The following is a 16,168-nucleotide window of genomic DNA, read 5'->3' on the forward strand; positions in this document are numbered from 1 at the left end:
GATGGCCGCTGGCACCTGCCGGCGACCGTCGCTTTTTTATAGGTGTTAGAGCTTTATCCAGGTCGCTTTGAGTTCGGTGTATTTGTCGAACGCGTGCAGCGATTTGTCCCGACCGTTACCCGACTGCTTGTACCCGCCGAACGGCGCGGTCATGTCGCCGCCGTCGTACTGGTTGACCCAGACACTGCCAGCACGCAAGCCGCGCGCGAAGGTGTGGGCCTTGCTCAGGTTGCTGGTCCAGACGCCTGCGGCCAGGCCGAAGATGCTGTCGTTGGCGATGGCCAGCGCTTCTTCTTCGGTGTCGAAGGTGATCAGCGACAGCACCGGGCCGAAGATTTCTTCCCGGGCGATGGTCATGGCGTTGGTCACGCCGTCGAAGATCGCCGGTTCCAAGTACAGGCCGCCGGTGGCTTCGAGGGTGCGGCTGCCGCCCGCGATCAGTTGCGCGCCCTGGTCTTTGCCGACCTGGATGTAGCGCAACACGTTGTCCAGTTGACGCTGATCGACGACCGCGCCGACGGTGGTTTCCGGGTCCAAAGCGTGCCCCGGTTTCCAGGCTTGCAGTGCTTCCACCAGCAGCGGAATGAACTGCTCGCGGATCGAACGCTCCACCAGCAAGCGCGAACCGGCGGTGCAGACTTCGCCCTGGTTGAAGGCAATCGCACCGGCCGCCGCTTGGGCTGCCGCGCGCAAATCCGGCGCGTCGGCGAACACCACGTTCGGGCTCTTGCCCCCTGCTTCGAGCCAGACGCGTTTCATGTTGCTTTGGCCGGAATAGATCAGCAGTTGCTTGGCAATCGCGGTCGAGCCTGTGAAGGCCAGCACGTCGACGTCCATGTGCAACGCCAGCGCCTTGCCGACGGTGTGACCGTAGCCCGGCAGGACGTTGAATACGCCTTTGGGGATGCCCGCTTCCAGCGCCAGTTGGGCGATGCGAATCGCGGTCAGTGGCGACTTTTCCGAAGGCTTGAGGATGAACGAGTTACCCGCCGCGAGGGCCGGGGCGAACTTCCAGCTGGCCATGATCAGCGGGAAGTTCCACGGCACGATGGCGGCGACCACGCCCGCAGCTTCGCGGGTGATGAGGCCGAGTTGGTCGTGCGGTGTGGCGGCGACTTCGTCGTAGATCTTGTCGATGGCTTCGGCGCTCCAGCGGATCGCGTTGGCGGTCGCCGGGATGTCGATGTTCATCGAGTCGTTGATCGGCTTGCCCATGTCGAGGGTTTCGAGCAGGGCGAGTTCTTCCTGGTTGGCCAGGATCAGGTCGGCGAAGCGGATCAGGATGCGCTTGCGTTCGGCCGGGGCGAGATTGGCCCAGATGCCGGATTCGAAGGTGCGGCGTGCGACGGCGACTGCCGCATTGGCGTCGGCTTCGTCGGTGCTGGCGACGTTGGCCAGGAAGCGGCCGTCGACCGGGCTCATGCATTCAAAGGTGTCGCCGCTGAGTGCCGGGCAATATTGGCCGTCGATGAATGCGCGGCCTTCGAGTGTTAGGGACTGGAAGCGTTGTTCCCAGTCGCTGCGAGTGTTTGTCATGGTTGTGACTCGACGCAGAGGAATAAGTAGTTGTCGGATTGAAGCCAACCAGCGAACACCGCCACTCCCTGTGGGAGCGGGCTTGCCCGCGATAGCGGTGTGTCAGGCAAAATCAATGTTGGATGTGCTGCCGTCATCGCGGGTAAGCCCGCTCCCACAGGGATGGGAGGTGCGCACTTGTTTTGTGTGCACCCCATGACCCATAACTGCCGGGTAATAGCCATCAGACGGTGTGCAAATACCAGTTGTACTCAAGGTCCGAGATGGAGTTTTCGAACTCGGCCAGCTCGCTTTCCTTGCACGCCACGAACACGTCGATGTACATCGGGTCGATGTAACGGGCCATGACTTCGCTGTCGTCCAGCTCGCGCAATGCATCGCGCAGGTTGTTCGGCAGGCTCTGCTCGTTCTGCTCGTAGCTGTTGCCTTCAACCGGTGCGCCCGGCTCGATTTCGTTGGTCAGGCCGTGGTGAATACCGGCCAGGACCGACGCCATCAGCAGGTACGGGTTGGCATCGGCGCCCGCTACGCGGTGTTCGATGCGCACCGAGTCCGGCGAACCGGTCGGCACACGTACCGCAACGGTACGGTTGTCGATGCCCCAGCTCGGCGAGTTCGGCACGTAGAACTGCGCGCCGAAACGACGGTACGAGTTGACGTTCGGGCACAGGAACGCCATCTGCGCCGGCAGGGTCTCGAGCACACCGCCGATCGCGTGTCGCAGCGCGGCGTTCTGCTCGGGATCCTCGCTGGCAAAGATGTTGTTGCCTTCTTTGTCGAGAATCGAAATGTGCACGTGCAAACCATTGCCCGCCTGGCCCGGATACGGCTTGGCCATGAAGGTGGTGTCCATCTCGTGGTCGTAGGCGATGTTCTTCACCAGACGCTTGAGCAACACCGCGTAGTCGCAGGCCTTGATCGGGTCGTTGACGTGGTGCAGGTTCACTTCGAATTGCGCCGGGGCGCTTTCCTTGACGATGGCGTCGGCAGGGATGCCCTGCTCTTTCGCGCCTTCAAGGATGTCTTGCAGGCAATCGACGTATTCGTCGAGGTCGTCGATCAAATACACCTGAGTCGACATCGGACGTTTGCCGGAGACCGGCGAGCGTGGCGATTGCGGACGACCGTTCACGTTATCCTGGTCGATCAGGTAGAACTCGAGTTCGAACGCGGCGCAAATGGTCAGGCCCATTGCATCGAACTTGCTCACGACCTGACGCAGCACTTCGCGCGGGTCAGCGAAGAACGGCTGGCCTTCGAGTTCGTGCATGGTCATTAACAGTTGCGCGGTTGGGCGCTTCTGCCAGGGCTCGATGCTGAGGGTATCGGGGATGGGGAAGCAGATTCGGTCTGAGTCGCCGATGTCCAGACCCAGGCCGGTGCTTTCCACCGTAGAACCGTTGATGTCCAGAGCAAACAGAGAGGCCGGGAGGTTGATGCCTTTTTCGTAAACCTTATGAAGACTGGTGCGCTCGATGCGCTTGCCGCGCACCACACCGTTCATATCCGCAATCAGAAGGTCGACGTACAAAACCTCAGGATATTTCTTAAGGAATGCGTTTGCTTCGTTGAGTTGAACGGTACGCAGAGGGACCGACATGATGCACCTATTAGCTGTTAATTATTATGTTCACTACCTTGTTGCGAGCCCAGTCAACCCGAACGGCAAAGTGAAGTCAATAGCGAACACTCAGCCTCTCAACCTTTATTTTCGGGCCTTTCTTGGGCACGAGAGTGCCTAATCAGTCTTGCGCACCGTGTAAATCCTGAAGATCGGACGTGCGGCGTTTAGAATTTTTTACATGAGAGTTGTTAATTAAAATCAACAAGGCTAAGCTCCGGAAAAGCTCGTTCAAGTGTGAAACTTCGAGGTGATAAAAATGGCACTCAAGCCATTGATCGGCGTTACAGCCTGCGTCAAACAGATTGGCCTGCACCCTTACCACGTCAGCGGCGACAAGTACTTGCGTGCTGTCAGCGTCGCGGCTTTGGGGCTGCCAGTCATCATTCCTTCCTTAGGCGACCTGACCGAAATCGATGACCTGCTCGCGCAGCTCGACGGTCTGCTGCTGACCGGCTCACCCTCGAATGTGGAACCCTTCCACTATCAAGGCCCCGACAGCGCTCCCGGCACGGATCACGATCCGCAACGGGACGCCACCACCCTTCCTTTATTGCGTGCGGCCATTGCGGCAGGCGTTCCAGTGCTCGGCATCTGCCGGGGCTTTCAGGAAATGAACGTGGCGTTCGGCGGCAGCCTGCATCAGAAGGTCCACGAACTCCCGGGCATGCTGGATCACCGGGAAGCGAATCATCCGGACCTGGCGGTGCAATACGCACCGGCGCATGCGGTCAACGTGCAACCGGGCGGTGTGTTCCAGGCGCTGGATTTGCCGCAGGTGTTCCAGGTCAATTCGATTCATAGCCAAGGCATCGACCGATTGGCGCCCGGCCTGCGCGCGGAAGCCGTCGCGCCGGATGGTTTGATCGAAGCGATTTCGGTTGAACACAGCCCGACTTTTGCCGTTGGCGTGCAATGGCACCCGGAATGGCAGGTGCTTTCGAATCCGCCCTACTTGAGTATTTTCCAGGCGTTCGGTGATGCATGCCGGCGACGGGCGGCGCTACGTAACAAGCGCTGACTTCAAACACAACTAAATCAATTACTGCCCCCGAGAGTCAGGCGGGCGTGCCTTTGCGCGCCGGTCCCTCACGACAACGACAAACGCGATAACAACAAGTACCACCAGGCAGCCAGGACGGCGGCGCCGAATAAGCCCGAGCATGGGCGATGCCAGTGAAGTAAGCGCAAATCCCTGTGGGAGCGGGCTTGCCCGCGAAAGCGGTGTGTCAGGTAACGATGATGTCGACTGACACACCGCCATCGCGGGCAAGCCCGACTCCCACAGGGTCCGCAGTTGAATTGACTGACACCGTACAGCTCGGGCTTGCAATCAACTATTAAGTCAGGCCGCGTTGGCCCGACGACTGAAACCTGTTGGGAGTTTCACATGGCAAACGCCTCCAGCATCTACAGGAAGGCTCTTGAAGGTCACCAGTCACCGAAAAAGGTGCTGGTGAAAGTCGACCGCGTCACCAAGAAATTCGACGAAACCACCGCGGTGGACGATGTCTCGCTTGAGATCCATCAAGGGGAAATCTTCGCCCTGCTCGGCGGTTCCGGTTCGGGCAAATCGACCCTGCTGCGCATGCTCGCAGGTTTCGAGCGCCCGACCGAAGGGCGGATTCTGCTCGACGGTGTCGACATCACCGACATGCCGCCGTACGAACGGCCGATCAACATGATGTTCCAGTCCTACGCACTGTTCCCGCACATGACGGTGGCGCAGAACATTGCGTTCGGGCTGAAGCAGGATCGTCTGTCCACCAGCGAAATCGACGCCCGCGTTGAAGAGATGCTGCGACTGGTGCACATGACCCAATATGCCAAGCGCAAACCGCATCAATTGTCCGGCGGTCAGCGTCAGCGCGTGGCCTTGGCTCGCTCCCTGGCCAAGCGTCCGAAGCTGTTGCTGCTCGACGAACCGATGGGCGCGCTGGACAAGAAGCTGCGTTCGCAGATGCAACTGGAGTTGGTCGAGATCATCGAGCGGGTCGGCGTGACCTGCGTGATGGTGACTCACGATCAGGAAGAGGCCATGACCATGGCCCAACGCATCGCCATCATGCACCTGGGCTGGATCGCACAGATCGGCAGCCCGGTAGACATTTATGAGGCGCCGGTCAGCCGCATGGTCTGCGAATTCATCGGCAACGTGAACGCCTTCGACGGCACCGTTGTGGAGGACCTTGAAGGTCACGCGATCATTCACAGCCCGGACCTGGAGCAGAAGATTTACGTCGGTCACGGCGTCAGCACCTCGGTGCAGGACAAGTCGATCACCTACGCCATCCGCCCGGAAAAACTGCTGGTCAGCACCACCCAACCGGACACCCGCTACAACTGGTCCAGCGGCAAGGTGCATGACATCGCCTACCTCGGCGGCCACTCGGTGTTTTACGTGGAATTGCCTGGCGGCAAGATCGTGCAGTCGTTCATGGCCAACGCCGAACGCCGTGGCGCCCGTCCGACCTGGGACGACAAGGTCTACGTGTGGTGGGAAGACGACAGCGGCGTGGTACTGCGCTCATGAAAACACTCAATCAGCGGTTTATGCGGCTGATGCCGAGTGGTCGAAAGCTCGTCATCGGGATTCCTTTCCTGTGGCTGTTCCTGTTCTTCATGCTGCCGTTCTTCCTGGTGATGAAGATCAGCTTCTCGGAAGCGGCCCTGGCCATTCCGCCTTACTCGGAGATCTACACCTTCGCCGAGCAGAAATTCCAGCTGTTGCTGAACCTCGGCAACTACACGTTGCTGACTCAGGATGAGCTGTACATCTCGGCGTATTTCGGCTCGTTGAAGGTGGCGTTTTTAAGCACGTTGATGTGCCTGGTGATCGGTTTCCCGATGGCCTATGCGATCACCAAAGCGAACAAGGAAACGCAAAACGTTCTGCTGCTGTTGATCATGATGCCGACCTGGACTGCGATTCTGATCCGCGTCTATGCGTGGATGGGCATCCTCAGCAACAACGGATTGCTCAACGGTTTCCTGATGTGGACCGGGCTGACCGATCACCCGATCGAGATCCTCAACACCAACACGGCCGTGTACATCGGCGTGGTTTACGCCTACTTGCCGTTCATGGTGTTGCCGCTGTACGCCAACCTGGTCAAGCACGACGGCAGCCTTCTGGAAGCCGCTTCGGACCTGGGTTCGAGCAACTTCAACAGCTTCTGGAAAATCACTGTGCCGTTGGCCAAGAACGGGATCATTGCCGGCTGCATGCTGGTGTTCATTCCGGTGGTTGGTGAGTTCGTGATCCCGGAACTGCTGGGTGGCCCGGAGACGCTGATGATCGGTCGCGTGCTGTGGCAAGAGTTCTTCAATAACCGCGACTGGCCGGTGGCATCTGCCCTGGCGGTGGTGATGCTGTTGATCCTGATTGTGCCGATTCTGCTGTTCAACCGCAGCCAGGCCAAAGAGATGGAGGCACGGGGATGAAACGCTTCGGATTTTCAAAGTTCATGCTGATTTTCGGCCTGTCGTTTATCTACCTGCCGATGTTGATTCTGGTGATCTACTCGTTCAACGCCTCGAAACTGGTAACCGTGTGGGGTGGCTGGTCGTTCAAGTGGTACGCCGGCCTGCTCGACAACTCGCAACTGATGGGTTCTGTGGTGCGCTCGCTGGAAATCGCCTGCTACACCGCGATTGCCGCGGTAGCGCTGGGGACGTTGGCAGCGTTTGTGCTGACGCGCGTCACACGCTTCAAGGGCCGCACGTTGTTCGGTGGTTTGGTGACGGCGCCGCTGGTGATGCCGGAAGTGATCACCGGTCTGTCGTTGTTGCTGCTGTTCGTGGCGATGGCGCAGATGATTGGCTGGCCGATGGAGCGTGGCATCGTCACCATCTGGATCGCTCACACGACGTTCTGCGCAGCGTATGTGGCGGTGGTGGTTTCGGCGCGTTTGCGCGAGCTGGACCTGTCCATCGAAGAAGCGGCCATGGACCTCGGGGCGAAGCCGTTCAAGGTGTTTTTCCTGATCACCATTCCGATGATCGCGCCGTCACTGGCGGCCGGCGGCATGATGTCGTTTGCCCTGTCGCTGGATGACCTGGTGCTGGCGAGTTTCGTGTCCGGCCCGGGCTCCACGACCCTGCCGATGGAAGTGTTCTCGGCGGTGCGTCTGGGCGTGAAACCTGAGATCAATGCCGTGGCCAGCCTGATCCTGTTGGCGGTATCGCTGGTGACCTTCATGGTCTGGTACTTCAGCCGCCGCGCCGAAGCGACCCGCAAACGTGCGATCCAGGAAGCGATGGACCAGACCGCCAGCGAATCCTGGCAGCAACCTAAAAAGCAGATGGTAGAAGCGACGGCATAGTGTCATTGCCGATGAGGTAAGTGAACTTCATCCTGTGGCGAGCGAGCTTGCTCGCGCTGGGTTGCGAAGCGACCCCAAGGATTCTGGCAACCCTGCCAATTTTGTGAGTGCTGCGCACTCAAGCGGGAGCAAGCTCCCTCGCCACAGGGTTTGTGTTCGCTGCACAGGTTTTGTGTTCACTGCCTTTTTGCTGTGTGATTTTGAATAAAAAAAGAAATGGAGTTGTACCGATGAAAATGTTTGGCAGGACTCTGCTGACACTGTCCTTATTGGGCGCGATGACCACCGGCGCCCAGGCCAATGACAAGGTACTGCGCGTCTATAACTGGTCGGATTACATCGCCCCGGACACCGTCAAGAAATTCGAAGACGAGACCGGGATCCGCGTGACCTACGACGTGTTCGACAGCAATGAAACCCTTGAGGCACGGCTGCTCGCCGGCAAATCCGGCTACGACATCGTCGTGCCGTCCAACAGTTTCCTGGCCAAGCAGATCAAGGCTGGGGTCTACCAGGAACTGGACAAGTCGAAGCTGTCGAACTGGAAAAACCTCAACCCGGTCCTGCTGAAAAATGCTGCCGCCAGCGATCCCGATAACGGCCACGCCTTCCCGTACATGTGGGGCTCGATCGGCATCGGCTTCAACCCGGAGAAGGTCAAGGAAGTGCTCGGCAGCAACGCGCCGACCAATTCCTGGGACTTGCTGTTCAAACCGGAAAACGCCGCGAAGCTGAAAGCCTGTGGCATCAGTTTCCTCGATTCGCCGACCGAGATGCTCCCGGCTGCCCTGCACTATCTGGGCTATCCGGTGAACTCTCAGGACAAGAACCAGATCGCCGAAGCGGAAGCGCTGTTCATGAAGATTCGCCCTTCGGTGGCGTACTTCCATTCGTCGAAATACATCTCGGATTTGGCCAACGGCAATATCTGCGTGGCGGTCGGTTACTCCGGTGATGTGCTGCAAGCCAAGGCCCGTGCCCAGGAAGCAGGCGATAAGGTGAAGGTCGATTACAGCATTCCCAAGGAAGGCGCCGGCAGTTTCTACGACATGGTCGCTATCCCACGGGACGCGGCGAACGTGGAAAACGCTTACCTGTTCATGAACTTCCTGATGCGCCCGGACATCATCGCCGAGATCACCAACAACATCGGCTACAGCAACGCCAACTCGGCAGCCACGCCTTTGGTGGATGAAGCGATCCGGGATAATCCAGGCTCGTATCCGTCGCAGGCGGTGATGGCGACGTTGTATGCCATTCCAGACGTGCCGATTGGCGTTCAGCGAGTGATGACCCGCGGGTGGACGCGGGTGAAGCTCGGCAAGTAATTCACTCGAAGCCGCCATCGCGACATCCAACATCAAAATTGCAGCCTACCGTGATCGTTCCCACGCTCCGCGTGGGAATGCAGCCCGGGACGCTCTGCGTCCCTTCCAGAGCCGAACGCGGAGCGTCCGTGGAGGCATTCCCACGCGGAGCGTGGGAACGATCGGTTTCAAAGTTTTCCGTTCACGCAGCGCCTTACCACCGCTGCACTCCTGTCTGTAGAACGGCCTCACCTGGCTTCCTCGGTTAAGGTGAATTTGGGCGCCCTCCTCGGGCGCCTTTTTTTATGAGGTAACGAGCGGCCACTCGGCCAGCGCTCGGTAGCGGCCCTTATGGGATTCGAACAGGGTGAAGTGATCGGCCCGTAGATAGAACTCGGGCGGTGTCGCGGACTCTGGCACCGGCACTCGGTAATCACGCATCAACGTCAGATGCGGCCGGAACTCCTTCGGCGAGTCCTCAAACCCGAACGGCAGCATGGCCTGCTCAAGCGCATACACCAACCGCAGCAGTTCCGGGGATGCCTGCTCCGGCGCGAGCACCAACACCCCTGCCCTGCGCCAGACATCCAGCCGATCAAGCGCCACCCTCAAAGGCACGCCCGGCGTTCGAATACTGGCAGCGGCTGTGCAGATATCGGCGATTTTTGCCACCTCGACAGCGCCCAAGAACATCAACGTCAGATGAAAGTTTTCCACCGGCACCGGCCGGCCATCCCTGAGCCCGAGTGCGCTGCGCCATTGGGCAATGGCTCGACGTTGCTCGGGCGTGCAGTTCAAGGCAAAAAACAGGCGTTTTAACGGCTCATGGGATTCGTCGCTCATCGCTGGCACCTCCTGACATCCAAGTTATAGTTCATGCAAACGATTCAACTGGAGGGGGCCATGCGCGAGATCATCAGCAAGGAACCGTGGTGGGCCGTACCACCGAAACCCGGTCAGGATGAGTCCGAGCTGGAATGGGGCTGGCTGGTTCATTACAACGAAGGTGAGCCGCGCTTCGAATTCATCAAAGAGCGGCCGACAGACAACGAGATTCGTAATCGCAAGAGTTGCAGGATCACCCCGACGCCGGAGTGATCCTGTCGTTGGTTTCAGGCTTTGACGATCATTTCGAACCCGCCAAAGATCAGCCTCTGGCCATCGAATGGCATCGGGTTGACGTCCGGTTGCATGCGCGGATCGTTCATGAGTTTTTCCATGCCTGCATCGCGGGTGGTCTTGTCAGGCCAGACGATCCAGGAAAACACCACGGTTTCGTCTTCCTTGAGTTTTACTGCCATCGGAAACGAGGTCACTTTGCCGTCAGGGACGTCGTCGCCCCAGCATTCGGCGACGCTGAGGGCGCCGCTTTCCTTGAAAATGACCGCGGCGGTTTCGGCGTGCTTCTTGAATTTTTCGCGGTTGGCGGTGGGTACGGCTGCGATGAAGCCATCAACGTAGGACATGGGCGTTCTCCTTGGGTTATGGGGCGATCTGCTGGTTAGTCGATTCCGGCGGCGCCCAATCGACAGACCCGCTGCCCGAGCTGACCGACGGTACTTCGGCGCTCCCCGCCAGATTGCCCTCGATCTGCGCTGCCATGTACAACGTACCGGCCATCACGCCGCTGGTCGGGTTTTGCACCAGCTTGAGCCAGGCCTTATCGAACGTGTTACCCAGACTGCTGCGAATCAGCGCCTCGCTGTCGGGCCGATCATTGGCCTGGATAAGCGCGCGAATCCCCGCCACCCCTACGGAAATCAAGCCCCCGGCCAATTTTCCCGCAGCGGCAGCCACGGCACTGGCGGCACCTCGCGGGATCATTTCGGCTTCTATCCGTTTACTGGCGCGCTTGGCCACCGGTGCCATGGCGGTGTCTGTCGAATCAACGCCCCTGTCGCCACCGGCCTTGTGGATTTTCTCGATCAGCGCCGCATAGGCCGGCAACGTATTCAGGGGCTGGGTGTGCACGACCTGATAAAGCGAGGCGTCCCTGGCGGGGGGCGGTCCCAGGGCGATGGCGGGGATTTTCTGGATCCGCCCGTTGAGCTGAGCCATCGGCACGCCGTGGCGCTTGGAGATTTTCTGCAGCTCTTCCTGAAGAATGTCGACGTAAAACGCGGTTGCCAGGCCGAGAATCGCGTCGGGATCGATTTCCACTGCGACCGGCGCCAGCACGCGCCGCTGGTATTGCTCCAGCAGATAGGCCGCCAGGCGCTTGGCCGAGGCATCTTGCTCACCCTTGGCGTTGAGGGTGTACCAGCTGACCTTCATCGACAGCCATTCCTGGGTCCAGTAACTGCTGAACCAGGGTATGAAGTTTTCTTCGGTCAGTTGATAGACCCGCGTTCGCCAGTATTCCATGGCACCGCGCGAGTAGATTTTGGTCTGTTCGGTGGCCGATTGCGACGCCGCGACAATCTCTTGATCGACGATCTGCCAGGTGCTGGGGGAAACAATCACCGGCACCACTGGCACCGGGGCAGGCGCAGTCGTGACGCATCCCGCCAACACCACCAACACGGCGACGATCAGCGAACGCACGTTCAAGATCGCGGTTCCTACAGACTTGCCCGAACGGGATGTCCGGTGTTCAAAGGTCTATTAATTTGAGTATAGGTGTCGGTGTTTGTTCGTTTGGGTTGAGGGTGTTCTTGCTCGCGAATAGGCCGGAACAGTCAGCGATAATCCCACCATCACTTATGTCGATATCCACCATCGCCACGAATGCCTTTCGCTCGAAAATCGTCAGCGTAGGATCGCCCTTAACCCAACGCAAAACCCCGCATCGGAGGGGCGAATCATGATTATTCATCTCTTGACCTGCCTGGCCCTGACGGCCGTCACCCTGAGCGTTTTTTCCTGGTACGTCCTGTCCGAGGAGCGCACGTCATGATTCATTCCGTGACCCTGGCCGTGAGTTTTGCGGCGTTCGGCAACAACTACTATTCCCAGTCATTCGTTTCGCGCAAAACGCTCGAACTGGTGTTCGACGAAAACTTTGAGGCGTTGTTGATGCCGTCCGCCGCCAATCACTTCAACAATGAAGTGATCGGGCTCAATGATCAGTTCCGGTTCTTGAGCGACGTGCTGGAGAAGCACCTGCTGGCGACTGAACTCGCCGCTACCGCCCCCCGGAATCGATACTTCTGAGCAACTGCCCCAGGCCCTCAGAAAAACAGGTCGGCGAGCGCAAGGAAAAACGCTCAAGCAGGCGACTGTTGTCGGCCCGCGAATGCTTGATATCACCGGAACGCGGCGTGTCGTAGTTCAACGTCAGGGACCGCCCCAAAAGCTCGCTCAAGGTCGCCGCCAGTTCGTTAACGCTGGTGGATCGGTTAAAACCGACGTTGACCGGCTCGTTAATCGGTTCTGACTGACTGACCGCCTGTACCAGCACTTTCACCAAGTCATTGACGTACACAAAATCCCTTGTTTGCTCTCCATCACCGTAAACCGTGATGGGGAGTTTTTTTTGCGCCCTCTCGCTGAAAATGCTGATGACACCGGAGTAAGGCGATGAAGGGTCCTGACGGGGACCGTAAATATTGAAAAACCGCAGGATGACCGGTTCGAGCCCATGTTGGCGGCGATAGAAATCAAGAAAATGTTCGCCGGCCAGTTTGTCGGCGGCATACGGCGTCAGCGGATTCTTGGGCGTGTCCTCAGTGATCGCCATGCCCTCGCCATTGTTGCCATAGATCGCCGCGCTGGAGGCGTAAACCACTCGTCGTACGCCCGCCTGGCGCATGGCTTCGCAGATATTCAGGGTGCCGACGAAATTACTCTGGTGAGTCGCCACCGGATCATCGACCGACGCCTGCACCGAGGCCACAGCCGCCAGATGCACCACCGCGCTGCAGTCTTTCATCGCCCGCTCCACCGTCGGTGCGTCGGCGACATCGCCCACAACCAAGGTCAAATGGCAGCGATCAACCGGCAAATTCGACAATTTTCCACTGGAAAGATTGTCCAGAACCCGAACGCTATAACCGCTTTCAAGCAGTGCTTCGACCAGGTGCGAACCGATGAAACCGGCACCGCCCGTCACGAGAATTCGTTCAGCAGTCATGATTTATTTACTCCCCGGTGCAGTGGTGGGTGTTTTATCCATTGCAATGAAGTCGCCTAACTGTTCAATGAGCTCACGGCTGTCACTGAGCATTCGTTGCCAGTCGGTGGGAAAACGAACATTCAACGGCAGTTGATCGATTCTCCAGCGCGGCGACAGAGGACGGTCGAACCGGGCGGCAACCTGCAGACCCATCTCGCTGGCAGCGAACGGCCCACGCAATACCGTCGGCGTACGACCGGCGCTGTCGACAGCCTGGACCACATGGGCGGCCAACCACTCGCCATCGGGCATGCGAACGCGCAGCGGCTGGCCAATCGCGGCGTAGCTGATATTCAGCGGTTCCAGATAAATCCACAGCAGAGGCTCTTCCAGCCGCTCAAGGCGCATCAACAAGGTACCCGCCCCGACGTTTTCGCCAGGCGTGACCAACACCTCCGCAATTCGACCGCTCTGCGTAGCCTTGACCGACAACGCGGCTAGGCGCGTTTTCAACCACTGCTGCTCGGCCGTCTGTTGAATGATCTCGCGCTCAACGCTCAACGGCGATTGACGAGCCAGTTGTTCGCGGCGCTCGAACGCCAACAGGTCGGCTTTGAAAGCGTCGAGTTCGGACTGGGCGGCCAGCACTTCTCCACGAGAGACCGCGCCTGATAAAACCAGGTCCTCGAGTACCTGCACGCGCTCCTCCGTCCTGCTCACCCGGGTCCTGAGCAACTGACGCTCGCGGGTGTCCAGTTTGGCGTTGGTGGCGGGCACCGATTTCTTCGGCATTGCGGCAAGTTGCGAGAGCCGCGCACGCCATTCGGGATTGTCGAGACTGACCAACGGCTGATCGATCTGGACCTGCTCCCCGGCCATGACGAACAGCTGATCGACCCGGCCGGCATCCCGTGCGCGCACCTCAAGAATCGGCAGGCGCAATTGCGCCGGCGCGTCGATCATCACCAGGCCATACGTCAGCTTCGCGCCCAGCCAAATCAACGGGCTCGCGACCAGGAACAGGATCAGATACCACCGCGCGCGAAACGCCATGCGTTTGCCCGGCGCGTAGAGCACAGTCAAACCTTGTTCCTGGGTAGGGTTGAGTTCTTTGCGACTATCGAATCGAATCTTCATGACGGCTCACCGTTTTGGAAAGTCTCGCCAGGCTTGCCAGTCAATACCGGCAATCCCCCGTGGTTGCAGCTGTTCGCGCCAGACGCTGGTCTGGTGCTGCAACTGCTCAGTCGACGCGCCGGCCCAGGATTCAGTGGCATCCAGTTGCGGCTCTGTGCTTTGCGCGAGGCGAAATTGCAGGTCAGGCCAACGTTGGGCGATCTGCTCTGCCTTGCGTGCACTGTTTTTCGGATTACGGGTGTAGATCATAAGGCTGACCTGACGCACGCCCGCCTCGGGAAGCGCGCACGGCAGACAGGTTTTCCCGGGTTTTACCTCTTCAAACCAACGATGATGGCTGGAGATTTCTACCGGCCATTGGCTGGCGGCAGAGGCTGCGTGCAAGGTGTCGAGCAAATCCTTCAAGCGCTGATCAGGGACCGGAACGCCCAGTTGTTCGAGTTCCAGGTCCAGGTGCAGGCTGGTGAATGAAAGCCCCTTCAGTTTGGCCAGTAAATCGGTGAGCTGATGGCGGTCCTGCGGCTCCATCCAGGCCGGATCACCGAGCAACAGGCTGACCTGCACCCCCTGGCCGGCCGCGTCCTGCAGCAATTGCGCCAGCCGTTGGCGCGTGGTGGCAAGGTCTTTCAACTGGGAGGACTTGAGGCCAAGGTAGATCTTGTCCATCCCGGCCTTACGCAATTGTTCGAGTTCCGCCTTGCGTTGATCGGGATCGAGCAATGCTTCGCTGTCCCAGACATAACTGCCTTGGGACCATTGGCTGGACGGCGTCACCGCCGCCTGGGCCGCCAAGGGTTGTGCGGCCAATATCGTCGGGGGTAACGACAGCGTCAGCAGCATCAGTATCGATCGCATAATCAAAACCTCGTGGCTCGTTTAAGTACCCACCACGGCGCCATAGAGCTTTCTTCGTGACCCCTGCGAAAGATCTCGTTGAGCATGGCCACTGCGCTCCAGCACCGCAGGATTAGCATGAACAGCGGGAAGAAAGGCACCAACAACCCCAGGATCACGTCTTTTGCAGGTCGATCGGAGACCATCAACAACATGGCGCCGAATAACATCGCGGTGATCGCCAGGTACAACGCATAAATCAGGATGAACAGGAACAACAGCGTCTTGCCCGGCAGAACGAATAGCGCCAGCAAGGTGTAGCTGAAGATGAGAAACGGCAGCACCAGCTGAAAAAAGAAGCCGCTGAGCAGGATCATCAGAAAGCTCGGCCAGCCCAATAAATTGGGGCTGATGTTGTGGTTGTGCTTTCTGATGTACAGAAAAAACAGGTCGCCATCCCAGCGCAAGCGCTGCATCAGAAACTGACTGAGCGTCGACGGTGCATCGGTGTGCCCAATCGCTTCCGGCTCGAAGGGGATCCTCAAGTCGTGTCGCTTGAAGTAACTCTTGATGCGCAACGTCAGGTCCAGATCCTCGGCGGTGTGCGTGTTCCAGCCACCGATTTTCACCAGGAAGCTGCGACGGAATGCGCCGAAGGCCCCCGAGACGTTATTGACCAGGTTCCATTCGGCCAGACCGATTTTCGACATGTGAATGGACAACAGGTATTCCAGCGCCTGCATCGCGGTCACCCATGACGCCCAGACATTGCGCACTCGCAGGCTGCCAGCGACCGCCGGCACCGACGGGTCCTCGAAATGGCGCACGATGGAGCTGACCATGTTGTTGTCGAAGGACGTATCTCCATCGAGTGCCATCACGATTTCGCCGCTGGCAAGCGACAGGCCGGCGTTCAATGACGACACCCGCCCGCCCCTCTGCCATTTGGCGATCGGGCGCAAATGACGTCTGGGGTACAACTTCGGGTCCACGTTGAACTTGCGAACGGCGCTGAGCGTCGGCTGGTTCACCGTGGCCCCGTCCACCACCGGGATCATCTCGATGTGGCCGGGGTACGTCTGCTCGCACAGGCTTAACAGCGTGGTCTGAACGTCCATCCCTTCGCTGTAACAGGTAATGATGCAAGAGACCTTGGGCCGATAGACACTGATCTTCGGTACACGGCTACGACGACGTGCAAACCAGCGCAATACCCCCAGCATCACCATGATCATCAGGGGTAATTCGAAGATCAGAAACAAAGGGAAAAGCATGAAGAACACCCGGCTCAAACCATCCGGCCCCATGAGCGCACTGAATGCGCTGAAGAGTTGCTCGAAGAAAGGGCTCATGG

16 protein-coding genes are annotated in these 16,168 nt (G+C 59.0%); 7 read left to right on the forward strand and 9 right to left on the reverse strand.

All coding sequences use genetic code 11. From position 1 onward, the window contains the following. Positions 1-45 precede the first annotated feature (45 nt). Together ACQ4OB_RS08345 and ACQ4OB_RS08350 are read right to left on the reverse strand one after the other, a co-directional pair. On the reverse strand, positions 46-1,536 hold the full coding sequence (locus ACQ4OB_RS08345; RefSeq protein ID WP_430955477.1) for an aldehyde dehydrogenase: 1,491 nt from the start codon (positions 1,534-1,536) through the stop codon (positions 46-48). 223 nt (positions 1,537-1,759) lie between these two features. Continuing rightward, complete coding sequence (locus tag ACQ4OB_RS08350; RefSeq protein ID WP_056745147.1) at positions 1,760-3,136, reverse strand: glutamine synthetase family protein; 1,377 nt, start codon at positions 3,134-3,136, stop codon at positions 1,760-1,762. A gap of 280 nt (positions 3,137-3,416) precedes the next feature. Between ACQ4OB_RS08350 and ACQ4OB_RS08355 the strand changes: the two genes are divergently transcribed. The 5 genes from ACQ4OB_RS08355 (at position 3,417) to ACQ4OB_RS08375 (ending at position 8,810) form a co-directional block, all read left to right on the forward strand. Continuing rightward, on the forward strand, positions 3,417-4,178 hold the full coding sequence (locus ACQ4OB_RS08355; protein WP_076031438.1) for a gamma-glutamyl-gamma-aminobutyrate hydrolase family protein: 762 nt from the start codon (positions 3,417-3,419) through the stop codon (positions 4,176-4,178). A gap of 369 nt (positions 4,179-4,547) precedes the next feature. After that, positions 4,548-5,690 (forward strand): polyamine ABC transporter ATP-binding protein, encoded by a 1,143-nt coding sequence (gene potA, locus ACQ4OB_RS08360; RefSeq protein ID WP_008151829.1) that lies wholly within the window; start codon positions 4,548-4,550, stop codon positions 5,688-5,690. A gap of 29 nt (positions 5,691-5,719) precedes the next feature. After that, positions 5,720-6,601 carry an ABC transporter permease subunit gene (locus ACQ4OB_RS08365; RefSeq protein WP_162493971.1) on the forward strand — a complete coding sequence of 294 codons (882 nt, stop codon included), beginning with the start codon at positions 5,720-5,722 and terminating at the stop codon, positions 6,599-6,601. Further along, the gene (locus ACQ4OB_RS08370) at positions 6,598-7,482 is read left to right on the forward strand and encodes an ABC transporter permease subunit (RefSeq protein WP_074875836.1); all 885 of its coding nucleotides are present in this window, start codon (positions 6,598-6,600) and stop codon (positions 7,480-7,482) included. The genes ACQ4OB_RS08365 and ACQ4OB_RS08370 overlap by 4 nt, the downstream gene beginning before the upstream one ends. 230 nt (positions 7,483-7,712) lie before the next feature. Beyond that, entirely contained in the window at positions 7,713-8,810 is a 1,098-nt protein-coding gene (locus ACQ4OB_RS08375; protein ID WP_076031440.1) for a polyamine ABC transporter substrate-binding protein, read from the forward strand. A 282-nt stretch (positions 8,811-9,092) separates the two neighbouring features. Here the strand turns inward: ACQ4OB_RS08375 and thpR are convergent, their stop codons facing one another. Next, on the reverse strand, positions 9,093-9,632 hold the full coding sequence (gene thpR, locus ACQ4OB_RS08380; protein WP_430955478.1) for an RNA 2',3'-cyclic phosphodiesterase: 540 nt from the start codon (positions 9,630-9,632) through the stop codon (positions 9,093-9,095). A 60-nt stretch (positions 9,633-9,692) separates the two neighbouring features. Here thpR and ACQ4OB_RS08385 point away from each other — a divergent pair, with 60 nt between their 5' ends. Continuing rightward, the gene (locus ACQ4OB_RS08385) at positions 9,693-9,887 is read left to right on the forward strand and encodes a hypothetical protein (RefSeq protein ID WP_430955479.1); all 195 of its coding nucleotides are present in this window, start codon (positions 9,693-9,695) and stop codon (positions 9,885-9,887) included. Between the two features lie 14 nt (positions 9,888-9,901). Here the strand turns inward: ACQ4OB_RS08385 and ACQ4OB_RS08390 are convergent, their stop codons facing one another. Together ACQ4OB_RS08390 and ACQ4OB_RS08395 are read right to left on the reverse strand one after the other, a co-directional pair. Beyond that, positions 9,902-10,255, reverse strand: coding sequence for a DUF1428 domain-containing protein (locus ACQ4OB_RS08390; protein WP_076031442.1), 354 nt, complete (start codon positions 10,253-10,255; stop codon positions 9,902-9,904). Positions 10,256-10,271: 16 nt separating this feature from the next. After that, positions 10,272-11,339 carry a hypothetical protein gene (locus ACQ4OB_RS08395; RefSeq protein WP_430955480.1) on the reverse strand — a complete coding sequence of 356 codons (1,068 nt, stop codon included), beginning with the start codon at positions 11,337-11,339 and terminating at the stop codon, positions 10,272-10,274. A 342-nt stretch (positions 11,340-11,681) separates the two neighbouring features. Between ACQ4OB_RS08395 and ACQ4OB_RS08400 the strand changes: the two genes are divergently transcribed. Then, on the forward strand, positions 11,682-11,942 hold the full coding sequence (locus ACQ4OB_RS08400) for a hypothetical protein (RefSeq protein WP_430955481.1): 261 nt from the start codon (positions 11,682-11,684) through the stop codon (positions 11,940-11,942). On the opposite strand, the gene ACQ4OB_RS08405 is transcribed toward ACQ4OB_RS08400, so the two are convergent. The 4 genes from ACQ4OB_RS08405 to ACQ4OB_RS08420 are packed head-to-tail and all read right to left on the reverse strand — an operon-like array spanning position 11,914 to position 16,166. Beyond that, positions 11,914-12,861 (reverse strand): NAD-dependent epimerase/dehydratase family protein, encoded by a 948-nt coding sequence (locus ACQ4OB_RS08405; protein WP_074875824.1) that lies wholly within the window; start codon positions 12,859-12,861, stop codon positions 11,914-11,916. The two genes, ACQ4OB_RS08400 and ACQ4OB_RS08405, sit on opposite strands and share 29 nt — an antisense overlap. A gap of 3 nt (positions 12,862-12,864) precedes the next feature. Then, positions 12,865-13,980: an HlyD family secretion protein gene (locus tag ACQ4OB_RS08410; protein WP_074875822.1), complete on the reverse strand. Its 1,116-nt coding sequence runs from the start codon at positions 13,978-13,980 to the stop codon at positions 12,865-12,867. A 6-nt stretch (positions 13,981-13,986) separates the two neighbouring features. Further along, on the reverse strand, positions 13,987-14,835 hold the full coding sequence (locus tag ACQ4OB_RS08415) for a hypothetical protein (protein WP_430955482.1): 849 nt from the start codon (positions 14,833-14,835) through the stop codon (positions 13,987-13,989). 2 nt (positions 14,836-14,837) lie between these two features. After that, positions 14,838-16,166, reverse strand: coding sequence for a glycosyltransferase family 2 protein (locus ACQ4OB_RS08420; RefSeq protein ID WP_430955483.1), 1,329 nt, complete (start codon positions 16,164-16,166; stop codon positions 14,838-14,840). Positions 16,167-16,168 lie beyond the last annotated feature (2 nt).

The sequence above is a fragment of the Pseudomonas sp. ES4 genome, assembly GCF_050586665.1.
Taxonomy (GTDB): Bacteria; Pseudomonadota; Gammaproteobacteria; order Pseudomonadales; family Pseudomonadaceae; genus Aquipseudomonas; species Aquipseudomonas frederiksbergensis.